At 69.5% G+C, this 18511-nt stretch carries 15 protein-coding genes; 3 read left to right on the forward strand and 12 right to left on the reverse strand.

Annotated elements, in window-relative coordinates; genetic code table 11:
* Nucleotides 1-13: 13 nt before the first annotated feature.
* The 10 genes from CDN99_RS16760 to argS form a co-directional block, all read right to left on the reverse strand.
* Entirely contained in the window at nucleotides 14-1006 is a 993-nt protein-coding gene (locus CDN99_RS16760) for a Bug family tripartite tricarboxylate transporter substrate binding protein (protein ID WP_088386023.1), read from the reverse strand.
* A gap of 87 nt (nucleotides 1007-1093) precedes the next feature.
* Nucleotides 1094-3229 (reverse strand): GGDEF domain-containing protein, encoded by a 2136-nt coding sequence (locus CDN99_RS16765; RefSeq protein WP_141100833.1) that lies wholly within the window; start codon nucleotides 3227-3229, stop codon nucleotides 1094-1096.
* Entirely contained in the window at nucleotides 3226-5358 is a 2133-nt protein-coding gene (locus tag CDN99_RS16770) for a GGDEF domain-containing protein (protein WP_141100834.1), read from the reverse strand. The genes CDN99_RS16765 and CDN99_RS16770 overlap by 4 nt, the downstream gene beginning before the upstream one ends.
* Nucleotides 5359-5461: 103 nt before the next feature.
* Nucleotides 5462-6748, reverse strand: a complete 1287-nt coding sequence (locus tag CDN99_RS16775; protein ID WP_088386026.1) for a solute carrier family 23 protein — start codon at nucleotides 6746-6748, stop codon at nucleotides 5462-5464.
* 392 nt (nucleotides 6749-7140) lie between these two features.
* Nucleotides 7141-7746 carry a TetR/AcrR family transcriptional regulator gene (locus CDN99_RS16780; RefSeq protein WP_088386027.1) on the reverse strand — a complete coding sequence of 202 codons (606 nt, stop codon included), beginning with the start codon at nucleotides 7744-7746 and terminating at the stop codon, nucleotides 7141-7143.
* A gap of 66 nt (nucleotides 7747-7812) precedes the next feature.
* Entirely contained in the window at nucleotides 7813-8082 is a 270-nt protein-coding gene (locus CDN99_RS16785) for a type II toxin-antitoxin system antitoxin (protein ID WP_088386028.1), read from the reverse strand.
* 71 nt (nucleotides 8083-8153) lie between these two features.
* Nucleotides 8154-9065, reverse strand: a complete 912-nt coding sequence (locus CDN99_RS16790) for an SPFH domain-containing protein (RefSeq protein ID WP_088386029.1) — start codon at nucleotides 9063-9065, stop codon at nucleotides 8154-8156.
* Between the two features lie 246 nt (nucleotides 9066-9311).
* A complete protein-coding gene (locus CDN99_RS16795) occupies nucleotides 9312-9992 on the reverse strand; it encodes a thiol:disulfide interchange protein DsbA/DsbL (RefSeq protein ID WP_088386030.1) in 681 nt (226 codons plus the stop codon).
* Nucleotides 9993-10118: 126 nt separating this feature from the next.
* Nucleotides 10119-10799 carry an SPOR domain-containing protein gene (locus tag CDN99_RS16800; protein WP_088386031.1) on the reverse strand — a complete coding sequence of 227 codons (681 nt, stop codon included), beginning with the start codon at nucleotides 10797-10799 and terminating at the stop codon, nucleotides 10119-10121.
* Nucleotides 10796-12550 carry an arginine--tRNA ligase gene (gene argS, locus CDN99_RS16805; protein ID WP_088386032.1) on the reverse strand — a complete coding sequence of 585 codons (1755 nt, stop codon included), beginning with the start codon at nucleotides 12548-12550 and terminating at the stop codon, nucleotides 10796-10798. Before argS ends, CDN99_RS16800 begins: the two co-directional genes overlap by 4 nt.
* An 84-nt stretch (nucleotides 12551-12634) precedes the next feature.
* On the opposite strand from argS, the gene CDN99_RS16810 reads away from it, so the two are divergent.
* Complete coding sequence (locus CDN99_RS16810) at nucleotides 12635-14023, forward strand: serine/threonine-protein kinase (RefSeq protein WP_088386033.1); 1389 nt, start codon at nucleotides 12635-12637, stop codon at nucleotides 14021-14023.
* A 167-nt stretch (nucleotides 14024-14190) separates the two neighbouring features.
* Nucleotides 14191-14511: a PsiF family protein gene (locus CDN99_RS16815; RefSeq protein ID WP_088386034.1), complete on the forward strand. Its 321-nt coding sequence runs from the start codon at nucleotides 14191-14193 to the stop codon at nucleotides 14509-14511.
* 147 nt (nucleotides 14512-14658) lie between these two features.
* Here CDN99_RS16815 and CDN99_RS16820 read toward each other — a convergent pair whose 3' ends face one another.
* Together CDN99_RS16820 and CDN99_RS16825 are read right to left on the reverse strand one after the other, a co-directional pair.
* On the reverse strand, nucleotides 14659-15114 hold the full coding sequence (locus tag CDN99_RS16820; RefSeq protein WP_088386035.1) for a DUF2214 family protein: 456 nt from the start codon (nucleotides 15112-15114) through the stop codon (nucleotides 14659-14661).
* A complete protein-coding gene (locus CDN99_RS16825; RefSeq protein ID WP_088386036.1) occupies nucleotides 15111-16037 on the reverse strand; it encodes a LysR family transcriptional regulator in 927 nt (308 codons plus the stop codon). The genes CDN99_RS16820 and CDN99_RS16825 overlap by 4 nt, the downstream gene beginning before the upstream one ends.
* A gap of 190 nt (nucleotides 16038-16227) precedes the next feature.
* Between CDN99_RS16825 and CDN99_RS16830 the strand changes: the two genes are divergently transcribed.
* Entirely contained in the window at nucleotides 16228-18417 is a 2190-nt protein-coding gene (locus tag CDN99_RS16830; protein WP_088386037.1) for a malate synthase G, read from the forward strand.
* The last annotated feature ends 94 nt before the right edge of the window (nucleotides 18418-18511 follow it).

The raw sequence follows: 18511 nt of genomic DNA on the forward strand, positions 1-18511 counted from the left end.
GTGGGGCCGGACGCTAGTCGACCTTCGCGCCCGACACCTTCACCACCTTCGCCCACTTCACGGTCTCGCTGGCGATGAGCGCGGCGAATTCGGCGCTGCCGTGGCCGCTGGGCACCGCGCCCTGGCTGGCCATGCGTTCCTTCAGAGCCGGCGTGGCCAGGGCCTTGGCCACTTCACGCTGCACGCGCGCGACCTGGTCGGCCGGCTGCGAGGCCGGCGCCAGCAGGCCGAACCAGGACGACGCTTCGTAGCTACGCAGCTCCGGCACGCCGCTCTCGGCGATGGTCGGCAGCTCGGGCAGCGCCTCGCTGCGCTTGGCGCTGGTGACGGCGATCGCCTTCAACCGGCCCGAACGGATGTGCGGCAGGGCGGACGGGAGGTTGTCGAACATCAGGTCCATGTTGCCGGCCATCAGGTCGATCAGCGCGGGTCCGGATCCGCGGTACGGGAAGTGCAGCATGTAGCTGCCGGTCAGGCTCTTGAACAGCTCGCCGGCCAGGTGGATGGACGTGCCGTTGCCGCTGGAGCACATGTTCAGCTTGCCGGGATTGGCCCGCGCCACGCGGGCCAGGTCGGCCACGCTCTGGATGCCGTAGAACTGTGCCCGCGCCGGATTCATCACCAGCACGTTGGGCACCGCCGCCACCAGCGTGATCGGCGCGAAGTCCTTGACCGGGTCATAGGGCAGCTTCGGGTAGAGCGACTGGTTGATCGCGTGCGTGCCCACGGTGCCCATCAGCAGCGTGTGGCCGTCGGTCGCGTGCGCCACGTCGGCCGAGCCGGTATTGCCGCCGGCGCCCGGCTTGTTCTCGATGACCACCGGCTGCCCCAGCGCCTTCTGCAATTCCGGCGCCAGCGCGCGGGCCAGGATGTCGGTCGTGCCCGCGGGCGGGAAGGGCACGACGATGCGGACCGGCCGGCTCGGCCATGCGGACTGGGCCCGCGTCAGGCCGGGCCAGCAGACGACGGCCGGCAGCGCGAGCAACGCGCGGCGGTTCAGGCTCATGGGGCGTCTCCTCGTTGTGGTGCCCCAGTATCGAAGCGGGGTCGGGAGTCCGCCAAGCAGGGGCTTGCCCACCCCCGGCCGACCGGGCTAGGCCGTCTCCGGCTGCACCGGTCCGAGGATCGTCTGCAGCTGCACGCGCTCCGAGCTGCAGGCCGCGTCGAAGTCGGCCTCGATCTGGATCAGCGTCTGCGCGTCGCCGGCCGCCACGGTGACGATGCCGCGAGCGCGGTTGCGGCCTTGCGATTTCGCGGTGTAGAGCGCCATGTCGGCCCAGTTGACCGCCTGCTCCCAATGCAGCGCGAGCTGCGCCGGCGGCAGCGGGAAGTGCGCGAAGCCGATCGAGCAGGTCACCTGCAACGCCCCCGCCGGCGTCTGCACCGGCTGCTCGCCGAGGGTGAACAGGATGCGCTCGGCCAACAGCTGCAGCTGGTCCGGCGCGACATTGCGCGCGAAGACGAGGAATTCCTCGCCGCCCCAGCGCACCACCAGATCCTCTTGCCGCACCGCCTGCGTGATGCGACGCGACACCTCGACGATGACCGCGTCCCCGGCGGCGTGGCCGTGGCGGTCGTTGACGTGCTTGAAGTGATCGATGTCGATCATCAGCAGCGCGCCGGTGAACATGTCCTTGGCGTGACGGTCCATCACCGCCAGGAAGTGGCGACGGTTGGCCAGGTCCGTCAGCGGATCGCGCTCGCTCTGCGCGCGCAGCAGGCTCTGGTTGGCCTTGAGCTTGCGGTTGGCGTCGCGCACGCGCGCCAGCATCACGCCCATCAGGATCAGCGACAGGCCCAGCAGCGCCGCCAGCCCGATGCCGACGTATTGCGCCAGCCGACGGTTGCCGAGCTCCTGGTCCTTCAGCGCCTGGTCGCGGCGCAGCAGCTCCAGGTCGCGCTGCTTGGCCTCGCTGTCGTACTTCAAACGCAGCTGCTGCAGCGACGACTCGCGGTTGCGCTGCGCCGTCTCGGCGCTCAACGCGCGCTCCATGTGATACAGCCGCAGCGACTCGCGCCATTGGCCGACCTTCGCATAGGCCTCGCCCAGCTCGCGCAGTTGCAGGCTGCGACGGACCTGGTCGTTGTCGCCCTCGGCCAGCTCGACGACGCGCGCGATCTCGCGCCGCGCCGGCTCGAACTGCCGCTGCAGCACCAGCGCCACCGACAGGTTGTGGCGCAGCGTGCGCTCCATGCTGTGGTCATCGAAGGCCAGCGCCACCGGCAGCGCCAGGCGTGCCATCTTCACCGCCTGCGCCGGCTGGTCCGAATGCATGTACGAGTCGGCCAGGTTGTTCTGCAGCAGCGCCATCTCGCGGCGCGCGCCGGCTTGCTGCGCCAGCCGCAGCGCGTCTTCGAGCGCCAGCTGCTGCGCCTTGTGATCGCCGCGACGCGACGCGATCATCGATTCGTAGACCCGCGTGCGCTCCATCGCCAGCACGTCGCCCTGCGCCAGTTGCGAGGCCTGGGCCAGCCACTGCTGGGCGATCGCCGGCTCGTCGCGCGTCTGGCTGGCCAGCGCCAGTTGGCCCATCACCTGCACGCTGACATAGTGATCCTGCGCCGCCTGCGCCAAGGCCAGCGAGCGCCGCAGCGTGTTCTCCGCGAAAGCGTGCTGGGCGAGCGCCGACTGCGCCCGCGCGATCAGCCGCAGCGCGTGGTACGTCGGACGCCACGCGCAGCCCGGCGGCAGCGAGGCGGACGTCCCGGTCGGGCAGGCGGGCGACAGGTCGTCCAGCGCCAGCTGCGCCAGCTCGCCGGCCTTGACCGGCTGCCCGCGCCGGTCCTGCACCTCGGCCAGCAGCAGCCGCGCCAGCGCGCGTCCGCCAGGACGTGTCTCGAGTTGCGCGGCGATGCGGCGCGCCTCGTCCATGTCACCGGAGTCGGCCTCGACACGACCCAGCGTGTACTCGATGTGCATGCGCCGCGACGCATGGTCCGGCTCGGCCAGCAAGGCCCGCAGCCCCTGGATGGCCTGGACCGGCTCGTTGAAGCCGAGCCGGTCGAACTGCCCCAGTTGCGCGTCGAGCGCGCGGTCCGCGGGCGTGAGCGCCGCCGGCGCGCCCTGCGCCGAGGACGCGGCCCGGGCCGCCGCCGCGACGACCGCCGACGTGGCCGCCGGGGCGGCCGGTTTCGCGAAGGCGCCGTCGGTGTTGAGGCTCAGGCCCACGCCGCCGGCCAGCATCAGCGCGGCGCGGGCCAACCGGGAGCCGAGTCGACGCCCCGTCATGCGCGCCCCTCCTGCACCGGCCCGAGCAGGCTGACGAGCTGCACCTGGCCTTGATGCCAGGCCGCCTCGATGCGGCCCGCCAGCGCGAGCAGTTGATCGCGGTCGCGCGCCACCATCGCGGCCACGCCGTAGGCCTTGTTGCGGCCATGTGCCTTGGCCATGTACATCACGGTGTCCACCAGATCGATCGCCCGCTCCCATTCCAGCAGCAGGTCCTGCGGCGCCATCGGGAAGCTCGCGAAGCCGATGGACGCGCTGATCGGGATGCGCAGCGGGCCGTGGTCGACCGGCATGCCGCCGAGCTGGTCCAGCAGCCGCTGGCCGAGCTGGCGCGCGTCCTCGGGGTCCTCGGACTTCACCAGGATCAGGAATTCCTCGCCGCCCCAGCGCACCACCAGGTCCTGCTCGCGCAGCACGCTGCGCAGCCGCCGCGCCACCTCCACCAGCACCGAGTCCCCGGCCGCGTGGCCCCACTGGTCGTTGATGCGCTTGAAGTGGTCGATGTCAATCAGGAAGAGGCTGCCGCGCAGGCCGCCCTGCTCGCGCGTCATTTGCGCGATGGCCTGCTGGAAGTGGCGGCGGTTGGCCAGGCCGGTGAGCGGATCGCGCTCGCTCTGCACGCGCAGCGACTCGTTGGTCTGCGCCAGCGCCGCGTTGGTCCGCCGGATGCGCCGGTACGCGACGCCCAGCAGCGCGCCGGAGAGCAGCACGCAGCCGCCCAGTTCGGCCCACAGCTTCAGTTGCAGGTCGCGGGTGCGGATCTGCTCGGTCTTGAGGCTGTTGTCCTGGTTGAGCAACCGGATCTCGCGCTGGCGCTGCTGGTCCTCGTAGCGCGCTTGCGCCTCCAGCACCGCCTTGCGGGTCTCGTCGCGCAGCACGACGTCGAACAGCTTGCGCGAGCGCTGATAGGCGTCGACCGCGCCCGGCAGATCCTCGACCTTCTCCAGGTAGGTGCCCAGTTCCAGCCAGGCATCGGCGGTGTAGCTGCCGGCCTCGCGCTGCGCGTCCACCGTGATGGCCTGCATGACGTCGCGCTTGCCTTCCTCCAGCCGCCGCATGCCGATCTTGGCGATACCCATGTTGTGGCGCGCCAGGATCTCGCTGGAGATCTCTTGCGCCTCGCGCGCCATGGTCAGGCTCTGCTCGGCCAGCTCCAGCGCGCGCGGGTAGTTGCCGCTGCGCAGCTCGTAGTCGGCCAGGTTGCCCAGCGCCAGCGCCTGCAGGCCCGGCGCCTGCGCCTCGCGGGCGTACCGCAGCGCCTGCTCGCGCGCCTGCTGGCTGGCCTTGTCGTCGGTGTCCTGCGAGTACACGATGCCCCGCACCGTGTGGATGGAGTACATCAGCACCGGATCCGGGTCCTGCCGCGCCGCCGCCAGGCCCTCCTCCACGGTGCGCTTGGCATGGTCGAACTGCTGGCTGCGGAAGTAGTTGAAGGACAGCGTCGCGTCGGTGTTGGAGATGCGCCAGGGCGAGTTCATCGCACGCGCGATCTCCAGCGCCTTCAGGCCGCTCTCGACCGACGCGTCGACCTCGCCATAGTCGCCCTGCATGTAGGCCAGCAGGGAGGTGGCGCGCCACAGCAGGCGCGGGTCGGCCCTGGCGGCGTCGACCTCCTTCAGCCCGGCCAGCAGGCGCACGCCGGCACCCAGCTCGCCGTTGACCTTGAGCCATTGCGCCCGCGCCAGCATCAGCGCCAGTGGCACCTGCGCGCGCACCGGCGACGCGTCCGGCCACTGCTTGAGCTCCTCGACGGCCGCCTCGTGCCCGGGCCGGTCGCGCAACTGGGCGAGCAGCGCGGCACGCAGGCTCAGCGCCTCCAGCCGCTCGGCGCTGCCCTCGGCGGCGCGCGCCTCCAGGGTCAGCAGCTCCCGCGCATGGTCGCGCGGATGCGCGGTGCCGACGCGCTCCTGCTGCTCCAGCTCGCCTCGCAGCGCGCGGTCCTGCACGACGACATCGGCGGCGCCGGAGCCGCCCTCGGGACTGCATCCGGCCAATGCGCCAAGAGCCCCGAGCGTGCCCGCCGTCGACAGCAGCACCGCCGCGGCATGACGGCACGCACGCGCACGGACGCCGGCCGCGCCTGTCGGCGCTGGCTCGTCGTTGCGTGCTGCTTGCGATAACCCAACCATGCTCATCGGAACTGATGTCGTGTTGTACGTCTTGTTACTGGAGGGTCGGACGAAGGGACGACGTGAAGCGTGCAGACTTCGCGCCGACGCGAGTCCGATGCGCCTAGGCGGGCCGCGCCCGGCTCAGCAGGGCGTGCAGCAGGATGGCGCCGAAGGTGGCCGTCCCGATGCCGCCCAGGGTAAACCCACCCATCTTCAGCGTGTAATCGCCGGTGCCCAGCACCAGCGTGATCGCCGCCACCATCAGGTTGCGCGGGTCACGGAAATCGACCCGGTTGTCGACCCAGATGCGAGCGCCGGCGACGGCGATCAGGCCGAACACCACGATGCTGACCCCACCCATCACCGCCAACGGAATCGCCTGGATCAGCGCGCCGAACTTGGGGGAGAACCCCAGCACCAGCGCCATCAGCGCCGCGACCACGAAGACCGCGGTCGAGTAGATCCGGGTGGCGGCCATCACGCCGATGTTCTCGGCATACGTCGTCACGCCGGTGCCGCCGGAAGCGCCGCTGACGATCGTGGCCAGGCCGTCGCCGACGAAGGCGCGGCCCAGGTCCGGGGACATGTCGCGGCCGGTCATCGCGCCGACGGCCTTCAGATGGCCGAGGTTCTCCGCCACCAGGATCAGCGCCACCGGCGCGATCATCAGCATGGCCTGCGCCTGGAAGACGGGCGTGGCGAAACGCGGCAGACCGAACCACGGCGCCGCCGCGATGCCGGACAGGTCGATCGGCGTGCCCAGGCCCAGGCCGTTGGCCAGCAGCGCGTAGATCAGGCTCGCCTGGATCAGGCCGGCCAGGATCAGCAGGCGCTGCAGCATGCCGCGCGCATACACGGCGACCAGCGCGACGCTCAGGAAGGTCGCGCCCTGCATCCACGTGTCGAAGGCCGTGGGCGCCATGTTCTTGATCGGGACCGCGGCCAGGTTCAGGCCGATGACCGCCACGACGGCACCGGTCACCACCGGCGGCATCAGGCGTTCCACCCAGCCGCTGCCCGTGGCCGCGACGATCAGGCCGATGATGGTGTACAGCACGCCGCAGGCGACGATGCCGCCGAGCGCGACCGCCAGGTTGGGGTTGGGTCCGCTGCCGGCGTAACCGGTCGCGGCGATGACGACGCCGATGAACGCGAAGCTGGAGCCGAGGTAGCTCGGCACCCGGCCGCCGACGAGGAAGAAGAACAGCAGCGTGCCCACGCCGCTCATCAGCACCGCGACGTTGGGATCGAAGCCCATCAGCAGCGGCGCCAGCACGGTGGCGCCGAACATGGCGATCACGTGTTGCAGGCCGAGCGCCGCAGTCTGCGGCCAGGACAGGCGTTCATCGGGAGCAATCGCCTTCTCGGGGCCGACGGTCACCGGCCGCCAGCGCATCAACCACGCCATGGACTTACCTCAGTGCTGGAAGTCACCGAGTGTAGTGAGGCCCCATGACATCGCCACTTCGGGCATATCCGGTGACGAGGCCACTCGCCTGAGGCTTGACGCGCCGAATCGCGCCGTGCTCGGGAACGCGGCAGGCGCCGCGACAAACACCCCGCGTCAGAACAGCACCAGATCGCGGTTGTGCTTCGGCAGCATGCGCAGCAGCCGCCGCCAGGCCAGCCATGCGCGCCACAACGCGCCACCGCACACCAGGCTCAGGATCAACAGGATCGTCATGACGGACTCCTTCTCGGCGCGCGGGCGCACCCTTCAACACGGGCGAGAGCAATATTCCGCACGATCGTGCGAAATTCGGAGAAACCTGGGCGCGATCGAGATCATGGCGGTCACGCTCAGGGGGTGGGGGTCAGGACATGCGCCATCAGGCGCTGGTAGCTGGTCCAGGCCCGGTCGACGGCGCCGGGGCTGCGCAGGAAACGGACCTCGCGCACAAGCGCGGTGAACAGGCCGTCCAGCTCGAAGATCAGTTGGTCGAGGTCGGCGTCGGGCCGCAGGTGCCCCGCCTCCTGCGCCTGCACGAGGGTGCGGCGCAGCGTCGAGCGCCAGCGGCGCACACCCTCCAGCAGCCGGTCGCGCAGCTCGCCGTCGCGGTCATCGTACTCGAAGGCGCCGGCGACATAGAGGCAATTGCCATGGGGCCCTTCGACGCGGGCCAGCCAGCGGCGCACCATCGCGTCGAGCCGCGGCAGGCCGCGCGGCTCGCGCAGCGCGGGAAGAATCACTTCCTGCTGGAATGCCTTCTCGAAGGCATCGAGCACCGCGCCCTGCAACGCCTCGCGCGAGCCGATGCGGGAAAACACGCCGCTCTTGGACAGGTTGAGCCGCTTGGCGACTTCGCCGATGGACAGGCTGTCGAGACCGTCCAGACGCGCCATCTCCAGCGCGACATCGACGATCGCGCTCTGCGTCAGCTCGCTGCGGGCAGTCTTGGCTTCCATGGCGCGCAATTTAGCACGACCGTGCGAACGCCGCCTCGCGCTGAAATTCCGGGGACGTGAAACAGGTTATTCGGAGAGGCTGGAGCCATCCGCATCGGCGCCGGCGTCGTGCGAGTCGGCCCCCGCCTCGTCCGCTCCCTCGCCGGCGGGCGGACGCCCGCGTCGGACGGCGGCCGCCGGGGCGGGCTTGATGCCGCGGCGTTTCAGCGCCTCGCGCAGCAGCAGCTCGATCTGGGCGTTGGACGAGCGCAGCTCGATCGCGGCGAGCCGCTCGATCTCCTCCCACAGCGCGGGATCGAGACGGAGCGGGAACTGCTTCTTGCCGGGACTTGCCATGGTGCTTGCTGCGCGGCTCGGGCGCTCAGGCGGGACGGGACGGGAGGCCGCGGCCGGAGCGCCCGGCGCGGTCAGTTGTAGAGCGTGCCGGCATTGATGATCGGCTGCGTGTCCTTGTCGGAGCACAGCACCACCAGCAGGTTGGACACCATGGCCGCCTTGCGCTCGTCGTCGAGCACGACGATCTCGCGCTCGCTCAGGCCCTTGAGCGCCTCCTCGACCATGGAGACCGCGCCGTGCACGATCTTCTTGCGGGCGCTGATGATGGCCTCGGCCTGCTGGCGACGCAGCATCACCTGGGCGATCTCGGGGGCATAGGCCAGATGCGTCAGCATCGCCGTCTCGACGGTCACGCCGGTGGGCAGGAAACGCGCCTGCAACTCCGCGATCAGGGCGGCCATGACCTCGTCGGCACCGGCGCGCAGCGTGGTCTCGCCGCTGTCCAGGTCCTCGCCCTCGTCGTAGGCGAACTGCGACGCCAGGTGCCGGATCGCGGCCTCGGCCTGGATGCGGACGTACTGCTCGTAATCGTCGACCTCGAAAACGGCGCGGGCCGTGTCCTCGACGCGCCAGACGACGGCGGCGCTGATCTCGACCGGGTTGCCGCGCTTGTCGTTGACCTTGAGCGTCGGCGCGTCCAGGTTGCGGGCCCGCAGCGACAGGCGGCGCTTGATCATGAACAGCGGAATGGTCCAGCGCAGGCCGGACACGCGGTCGGTGCCGACGTAGCGGCCGAACAGCATCAGCACGCGCGCCTCGTTGGGCTGCTGGATGTAGAGCCCGGTCAGCAGGACGACACCGACGACGATCAGCGCCACCTGGGCGGCGCCGAGCGCCAGCGGGCCGAAGCTGGCGAAACGCCAGCCCGCGAAGGCCAGCAGGGCCAGCGCGATCAACAGCGCGGCGTAGCCGTTGGCCGCGCCGGCGCTGCGCTCCAGCGGCGGGTGCGCGGCGGTTTTCTTCGGGACTGCGGTCGTGGTCATCACCTGCTCCTCCAAAATGGTGATATCACTTTATGCGCAACCGACACGATCGCGCAAGCCCCGTTCTCAAAAAGAATCGGCGGACTCAGCAGTCGCTCAGCAACTGCTCAGCGATTGCTCAGCGATTGCTCAGGATCGGCGCGGCAGCGGCATGGGATCCGTCCGGAAAAGCAGAAAGCGCCCTGAGGCGCTTTCCTTGGCGTCGGGCGACGCGTGGCTGGTGGGCGGCGTCGGCCGCCCGCGGGGTCATTTCTTGCGTGCCAGCGGCAGCAGGTAGTTGGCCACGGCGATGCAGCGCTGGCCCAGTTCTTCCTCGCTGACGCGCAGGCCGAAACCGGCCATCGCCGGCGAGGTCAGGAAACGGCCGCCGATCGCGACGGTCGGCACGCCGTCGATGTTGTAGCTGTCCTGCAGCTTCGTCGCCTGCAGGCACTTGGTCTGCACGGTGAACGAGTTGTAGGTGTCCAGGAACTTGGCCGAGTCGACGCCCAGCGGCGCCAGGAACGCGGCCATCGCCTTGGGATCCGTCAGCGACTGCCCACCGCGATGGATCGCGTTGAAGATCGCCGGGCGGGTCTGCTCTTCCTTGCCCATCACCTCGAGGGTGAAGAACAGGCGCTGATGGATCTTCACGTTCTCGCGGAAGGCGACGTGCACCTTGCGGTAGACGACATCGGCCGGCAGTTGCTTGGCCCAGGCCTCGATGGTCGGCTCGAACACGTAGCAGTGCGGGCAGCCGTACCAGAAGAACTCGACCACTTCGATCTTGCCGGCCACCGAGCTGGGCACCGGGGTGGCCAGGCGCTGGTACTGGCGCCCCTCGATCGGACCGCCCTGCGCTTGCGCGGGCAGGCCGGTCAAGGCCAGACCGCCGGCTCCGGCGGTCGACAGGGCGGTGGTGAGGGCGGTGAATTCGCGACGCTTCATCTTCGATTCCTTGAAAGTTCCCGATCCGGTATCCGATGTCCGGGGACCGGCGACCCACACCGGCCGGCCATCCTAGAAACACAAACTTAGGGCGGGATTAACGATCCCGCCCCGGGGGACGGCCGCTCAGCGCTGGATCGCCACGAGGTTGGCCTCGACGCCCGCGCCTTCCAGCTTCTTCTGCTGGGCTTCGGCTTCGTCGCGGGTATCGAACGGGCCCAGGCGCACGCGGAACACGGTGCGGCCGGATTGCTCGCGCTCCATCACCTTGGCCGAGAAACCCTGGATCGCCAGCTTGGCGCGCTGCTGCTCGGCGTCCTCCATGCGCGTGTAGGCGCCGGCCTGGACGAAGAAGCTGCCGCGCGAACCATCCGCCCGCGAGCCGTCGGCGGTACGCGCCTCCGCGGCGCGTTGCTCGGGCTTGGACGAGGTCGTGGCCGGTGCCGTGGCGACCGCCGGAGTGCGTTCGGTCGCGCGGCCTTCGACGGCCGGCGCGGGCGTATTGCCGGCGGTGACCGCGGGCGCCTGAGCGGGCGCCGGCGTCGTCGCCGGCGGCGCGGCCGGCGTCACGACGCCCGAGGCCGCCTTGGCGCCGGCGCGGCCGGCCAGCGGCGCGTTCGGGTCCCAGTTGCGATTGCGCTCGGCTTCCTGCGCGTCCTGCTCGGCAGTGCGCTGCGGCAGCTTGTTGATGAAGGGCACCGGCGCCTTGGTGACGTACAGCGCCACGCCCAGCGCGACGCCCAGCCCCAGCAGCAGGCCCACGATCAGGCCCATGGCGAATCCGCCGCGCTGCTTCTCCTTGCTCATTGCTGCTCCTGGTTGTCTCGTTCCATCACGTCGGGCGCCTGCACGCCCAGCACCGCCAGCGCGTTGCGCAGCACCTGGCGCGTGGCCGCCAGCAGGGTCAGGCGGGCACGCGTCAGCGCCGGGTCGTCGCCCAGGACGCGTTCGGCGCCATAGTAGCTGTGGTACGCGCCGGCCAGGTCGCGCAGGTAGAAGGCGACGTCGTGCGGGGCCAGGTCTTGCGCCGCGCTGGTCAGCATGCGGGGATAGTCGGCCAGCTTGAGCATCAGGGCGGACTCGGTCGGCGCGGTCAGCAGCGACAGGTCGGCCTGCGCGAGCGAGGCCTCGTCATGCCCCCGCTCGACGCCCTTGCGCAGCACCGAGCAGATCCGCGCATGCGCGTACTGCACGTAGAACACGGGGTTCTCGTCGTTGGCCTTGAGCGCGAGGTCGACGTCGAAGATGAATTCCGTGTCGGCCTTGCGGCTGATCAGGAAGAAGCGCACCGCGTCGCGGCTGGTCCAGTCGATCAGGTCGCGCAGCGTGACGTAGCTGCCGGCGCGCTTGGAGATCTTGACCTCCTCGCCGCCCTTCATGACCGTGACCATCTTGTGCAGCACGTAGTCCGGGAAGCCCTGCGGAATGCCGACACCAGTGGCCTGCAGGCCGCCGCGCACCCGGGCGATCGTGCCGTGGTGGTCGGTGCCCTGGATGTTGATGCACTTCGAGAAGCCGCGCTTGAACTTGTTGACGTGGTACGCGACGTCCGGGACGAAGTAGGTGTACGTGCCGTCGGACTTGCGCATCACGCGGTCCTTGTCGTCACCGTATTCGGTCGAGCGCAACCACAACGCGCCGCCTTCCTCGTAGGTCTTGCCGTTGGCGACCATGCGCGACACCGCGTCCTCGACCTGACCGCCGCTGTACAGCGAGGACTCCAGGAAGTAGTTGTCGAAGCGCAGGCCGAAGGCTTGCAGGTCCAGGTCCTGCTCGTGGCGCAGGAAGGCCACGGCGAACTGGCGGATCGAATCGAGGTCGTCGGGGTCGCCGGAGGCGGTGAATTCGCGGTCGTCGGCCTTCACCGTCTCCTTGCGCATGAAGGCGTCGGCGATGTCCTGGATGTAGTCGCCGTTGTAGAACTTCTTGCTTTCGGGGTTGTCGGCCTCGGTCGGCCAGATCGGGTCGCCCGGCTTGAAGCCCTTGATGCGCAGTTGCGTGCTGTGGGCCAGCGTGCCGATCTGCACGCCGGCATCGTTGTAATAGAACTCGCGGCGGACCTTCCAGCCCTGCGTCGCGAACAGCTGGCACAGCGAATCGCCCAGCGCCGCCTGGCGCGCATGGCCGACATGCAGCGGGCCGGTCGGGTTGGCCGACACGAACTCCACCAGCGCCGAGGTCTCGCGCGCCGGCTGGTCGCCAAAGGCCGTGGCCGCGGTCAGGACCTCGCCGATCACGGCCTGCTTGGCGGCGGGCTTGAGGCGGACGTTGATGAAGCCGGGGCCGGCGATCTCCAGCGCGTCGACCCAGCGCTCGAAGGCGGGCTGCGTCTGCAGCTGCGCGATCAGCGTCTGCGCCAGCTCGCGCGGATTCTTCTTGAGCGCCTTCGACAGCTGCATGGCGGCGGTGCAGGCGAAGTCGCCATGCGCGGCCTGCTTGGGCGACTCGAACGCGGCCGGCGGCGCTGCGGCGATGGTGCCGGCGTCGATGGCTTCCTGGCTCAGGCCCTGGAGCACGGTTCCGAGGGCGGCGAGCAAATCCTGCTTGGCTTGAATCATGGTGTGGCATTTTAGGGGGCCTCCCTGTAAGAGACGGTGAGCCCTCTTGCCGACCTCCCCCCCGTGGGGCAGGATGCCCCACCGATGAGCGCCCCCAGCGACACCCACCTGCCGTCAGGCTTCCCCGACGATTCGACGCTCGGCGGTCTGGCCGACCTGCCCGAGCAGATCGGCAAGTACCGCGTGCTGCGCCGCCTCGGCGAGGGCGCCACCAGCGACGTGTTCCTGGCCATGGACGACTTCCGCGGCCAGGAGGTCGCAATCAAGCGCATGCGCAGCTGGTCGCCCGGCGGCCGCTCCGAGGAGGACACGCTCAGCATCCGCTTCTTCGCCGCCGAGGCCGCGCTGGCGGGCCGGCTGCAGCACCCCAACGTCGTGCAGATCCTGGACGCCGTGCAGGACGGCGACCTGCCGTATCTGGTCATGGAATATGTCCACGGCGTGACGCTGAAGCACTTCTGCCGCAACGACCGGCTGCTGCCGCTGGACCAGATCGTCGAGCTCGGGTTCAAGTGCGCGATGGCGCTGTCGTATGTGTTCCGGCAGGGCGTCGTCCATCGCGACATCAAGCCCGCCAATCTGCTGGCCGTGCTCGACAACCAGGGGCAGGTCACCGACGTCAAGGTCAGCGACTTCGGCAGCGCGCTGAACCTCAACGCCGACATGACGCAGGTGCATCGCGTGGGCTCGCTGGCCTACATGCCGCCGGAGCAGATCGAGGGCGGCGACGTCGGCGCGCAGGCGGACATCTACTCGCTGGGCGCGGTGCTGTACCACATGGTCTGCGGCCGGCCGCCGTTCGACGCGCCCAATCAGATGGCGCTGATGCATCAGATCTACCACCAGGCGCCACAGCCGCTGCTGGGTCAGCGCGGCGGCGTCACGCCGGAGCTGGACGCCGTCATCCTGCGCGCGCTGGCCAAGCACCCGCACGAGCGTTATCACGACTGGGAGGCCTTCGGGCAGGCGCTGTCGGACCTGGTCGCGCGGCAACTGGTGCCGCTGGCGCGGCTCAACGAGGTGAAGGACTCGGAGCGCTTCAACCTGCTGCGCGGGCTGGAGTTCTTCGCCGGCTTCGGCGACGTCGAGCTGTGGGAGGTCGTACGCCGCGCGCGCTGGCGCCGCTATCCGCTCGACCACCTGCTGTTCAAGCGCGGCCAGGAGGGCAACACCTTCCACATCATCACGCAGGGGCAGGTCGACGTCTGGCGCGACGGCGCGCTGGTCGCGACGCTGGGCACCGGCACCTCGGTCGGCGAGATGGCCTACCTCGCCCCCAATCCCGACCTGCGCCGTCACAGCACCGACATCCGGGTGACTGAACTCTGCACGACTGTCTCTTTTACGCCCGACTCGTTGGGCCAACTGAGTCCCGAGTGCCAGCATCGCTTCGACCGCGCCTTCATACAGGTTCTGGTCAGGCGCCTCCACCTTGCGCATGAGGCATTGGCACATCCACGCCGCATTCTGTGAGTCATGCACCGACTCGCACGAGCAATGGCGCGCCGCATTCGCGCCGACCGGGGCGAGTCACCGAAACACTTGACCGGCGTCAACCGCTATTGAGGGCGGCTCGTTGGTGTGCTCAACTGGCCATGAGGTCCTTCCTTAACCCCCCTGTAGCCCCGTAGGAGAGAGTGATGAAGCAACTGACCCCCATGACGCTGATCGCTGGCGCGCTGTTGGCCCTGGCCTCGCTGGGCGCGCACGCCGCGGACGACGTCAAGAAGAAGGAGCCCACCGCCCAGCAGCAGCGCATGAAGAGCTGCAATGCCGATGCCAAGGGCAAGACCGGCGACGACCGCAAGGCCTTCATGAGCTCGTGCCTGAAGGGCGAGAGCGCCTCGGCCCCGGCGATGACCGCCCAGCAGACCAAGATGAAAACCTGCAACGCCGACGCCAAGGACAAGACCGGCGACGCGCGCAAGGCCTTCATGAAGGAGTGCCTGTCGGCGAAGTGACCGCGGCCCATCGGCGAGACCTGCCCAGGCATGCCGGAACACGGCGTGTCGCGGCGAGTCGGGACGAAAGACAAGGCCCTCTCACGAGGGCCTTGTCGTTTCCGTCACGCGGTCACGGCGCTTGCCCGCGCTTCCCGAGGTCCCCGATCAACGCGTCATGACCCCGCGCGCCAGCATCACCGCCGCGATCGGGATCAGGATCAGCAGGTGGGCCTGCAGCATCACCAGACGGCGCGTCGCGCGCACGTCGTCGGCGCCGGGCAGGCCACCGCCGCCGTCCAGCGTCTTCACCCAGCGGCGATAGGTCAACGTGGGCTTGATCGAGATGAGCCCGATGACGACGAACATCCCGAACTTGAAGTGCAGCAGCGGCTGGTGCCAGTACCACCCCAGGCCCTTCATGCCCCACCAGGTGCGGGCCAGACCGGTCAGCAGCACCGCCACCGCCGTCATGCCGTAGATCATGTCCAGCCGGGACAGGCGCCGCACCACGGCGGCGTTCATCCATTCGCCGCGGCACAGCGCCGCCTGGCTGCCGAGGAATACGACCAGGCTCAGGATCGCCAGGATGTGCAGACCGGCCAGCAATGCTTCGAGATTCATGGAGTCTCCCAGGTGGAGGCGCGCGTCCAGTAGTCGGCGCTGCCGTAATGTTCCTTGAGGAAGTCTATCCACAGCCTCACGCGCAGCGGCAGGTGCTTTCGCTGGGGCAGCATCGCGAAGATCCCGTTCGGCGGCGCCGCGAAATCGTCGAGCACGCTCACCAGCTCACCGGACCGCAGCGCGGCCGCGACCTCCCAGGTGCTGCGCCACGCCAGACCCAGCCCCTGCCGGCACCAGTCATGCAGCACCTGCCCGTCGCTGCAATCGAGCCGGCCGCTTGGCCGCAGGTGCTGCACCTGGCCGTCGACGCGGAAGGCCCAACCGCGCGTCTGGCTCGCGTCGGAGCTCAGCGTCAGGCACTCGTGCCGCATCAGCTCCGACGGATGCCTGGGCGTCCCGGCGCGCTTGAGGTAGGCCGGCGCGGCGACGCACAGCCGGCGGTTGTCGGCGAGCCGGGAGCTGATCAGGCTGGAATCGCTGAGGTCGCCGACGCGCACCGCGCAATCGAAGCCCTCGTTGACGATGTCGACGACGCGATCGCTCAGGTTGAGCGACGCGCTGACCTCCGGATGACGGGCCAGGAAGCCGGGCACCAGCGGCGCCACGTGGCGCCGTCCGAAACCCGCCGGCGCGGTGATGCGCAAATGCCCGCTCGCCTTGATGCCGCCGGCGCTGACGCTGGCCTCGGCGCTGGCGAATTCCACCAGCAGCCGCTGGCAGTCCTCCAGGAAGGCGCTGCCCTCGTGCGTCAGGCTGAGCCGGCGCGTGGTGCGCAGCAGCAGCTTCACGCCGAGCCGCGCCTCCAGCGCATCGATGCGGCGGCCCATCACCGCGGGCGCCACGCCCTCGGCCAAGGCCGCGGCGGTGAGGCTGCCCTTGGTCGCCGTCGACACGAAGGACTCGATCTGTTTGAGGCGGTCCATGCCGACGATTGTTGGACCGTTGCGCTGCCCAAGGCAATGAATGACTGCCCTATGCGTTGTTATTTGTGCAAAAAAGTCAGGGATCTACGACCACGGCCGACATGAATCGAGAGCCCCGGCCGGCCTACAGTCGATGCATCCGGATCGGAGAATTCCTGCTCCGATCGCCCTCGATTCCTTGGGAGTTGCCATGAGCGCACGCAGTCCGCACCTTCGTCTCCAGGTCGATTCCGCCCTGGCCCGGTTCATCGAGACCGAAGCCCTGGCCGGCACCGGCATCGAGCCCGCCGCCTTCTGGGCCGGCTTCGACGCGCTGGCGCATGACCTGGCACCGAAAAACGCCGCGCTGCTGCAGGAGCGCGACCGGCTGCAGACCGAGATCGATGCCTGGCATCGCAGCTTCCCCGGCCCGATCCAGGACATGGCCGCCTACCAGGCCTTCCTGACGCGCATCGGCTACCTCGTGCCCGTGCCGGCCGACCCGCTGGCCACGACCGCCCATGTGGACGCGGAACTCGCGCTCCAGGCCGGCCCGCAGCTGGTCGTGCCGATCCTGAACGCGCGTTATGCGCTGAACGCGGCGAACGCGCGCTGGGGCTCGCTGTACGACGCCCTCTACGGCACCGACGTGATTCCCGAGACCGACGGTGCCGAGCGCGCCGGCGCCTACAACCCGGCGCGCGGCGCGAAGGTGATCGCCTTCGCCCGTCAGGTGCTGGACGACGCTGCGCCGCTGAAGGACGCCTCGCACGCCGACGCCGCCGGATATCGCATCAACGGCACGGCGCTGGTCGTGACCTTGAAGGACGGCCGCGCGGCCACGCTGGCCGACCCGTCTCAGTTCGTCGGATACCACGGCGACAGCGCGGCGCCGACGGCGATCCTGCTGCGCCACAACGGCCTGCACATCGAGATCCAGATCGATCGCGCCTCCGCCATCGGCGCGACCGACGCGGCCGGCGTCGCCGACCTGCTGATGGAGGCGGCGCTGTCGACCATCCTCGACCTGGAGGACTCGATCGCCGCCGTCGACGCCGAGGACAAGCTGCTGGCCTACCGCAACTGGCTGGGCATCCTGCGCGGCTCGTTGACGGAGGAAGTCAGCAAAGGCGGCCGCAGCTTCGTCCGCCGGCTGAATCCGGACCGCGTCTACCAGGCCCCAGGCGGCGGCGAGGACGTCGTGCTGCCGGGCCGCTCGCTGCTGTTCGTCCGCAACGTCGGCCATCTGATGACCAACCCGGCCATCCTGCTCGAAGGCGGCAAGGAGATCCCCGAAGGGATCATGGACGCGGTCGTCACCACGCTGATCGCGCTGCACGACCTGCGCCAGCTGTCGGGCTCGGGGCTGCGCAACTCGCGCCAGGGCTCGATCTACATCGTGAAGCCCAAAATGCACGGTCCGGCCGAGGTGGCCTTCGCCAACGAGCTGTTCGGCCGCGTCGAGCAGTTGCTGGGCCTGCCGGCCTCGACGGTCAAGCTCGGCATCATGGACGAGGAGCGCCGCACCAGCGTCAACCTGGCCGCCTGCATCGCCGCGGCGCCCAGCCGCGTCGCCTTCATCAACACCGGCTTCCTGGACCGCACCGGCGACGAGATGCACACCGCGATGCAGGCCGGACCGATGCTGCGCAAGGGGGACATGAAGTCCAGCGCCTGGATCCAGGCCTACGAGCGGAACAACGTGCTGGTCGGCCTGTCCGCCGGCCTGCGCGGCCGCGCCCAGATCGGCAAGGGCATGTGGGCGATGCCCGACCTGATGGCCGCGATGCTGGAGCAGAAGATCGCGCACCCCAAGGCCGGCGCCAACACCGCCTGGGTGCCCAGCCCCACGGCCGCCACCCTGCACGCGCTGCATTACCACCGGGTCAGCGTGGCGAAGGTCCAGCGGCAGATCGAGGCCGAGGCGCCGTCCGTCGACCGCGACGAACTGCTGCGTCGCCTGCTGACCATCCCCGTCGCGGCCGCCCCCGCCTGGACCGACGCCGAGAAGCAGCAGGAGCTCGACAACAACATCCAGGGCATCCTCGGCTACGTGGTGCGCTGGATCGACCAGGGCGTCGGCTGCTCCAAGGTGCCGGACATCAACGGGGTCGGCCTGATGGAAGACCGGGCCACGCTGCGGATTTCCAGTCAGCACGTGGCCAATTGGCTGTACCACAACGTCGTGACGGAGCAACAGGTCACGGCAACCTTCGAGCGAATGGCGGCCGTGGTGGACCGTCAGAACGCGGGGGATTCCCTGTACGAGCCGATGGCAGGACACCCCGAAAGCATGGCCTATCAGGCCGCGCTGGACCTGGTGTTCAAGGGCCGGGAACAGCCCAGCGGCTACACCGAGCCGCTGCTGCACGCCTGGCGACAGCGTCGGAAGGCCCGCTGACCACCGACGAACGCGGCTCAACAGTGCCGAACAGCACCCTAACGAAAGTCATCCCCCAGCAACTTCCAGTGGCATCTGTAGCGAATCAAGGCGG

The sequence above is a fragment of the Roseateles aquatilis genome (assembly GCF_002205645.1).
Classification (GTDB): Bacteria; Pseudomonadota; Gammaproteobacteria; order Burkholderiales; family Burkholderiaceae_C; genus Roseateles; species Roseateles aquatilis.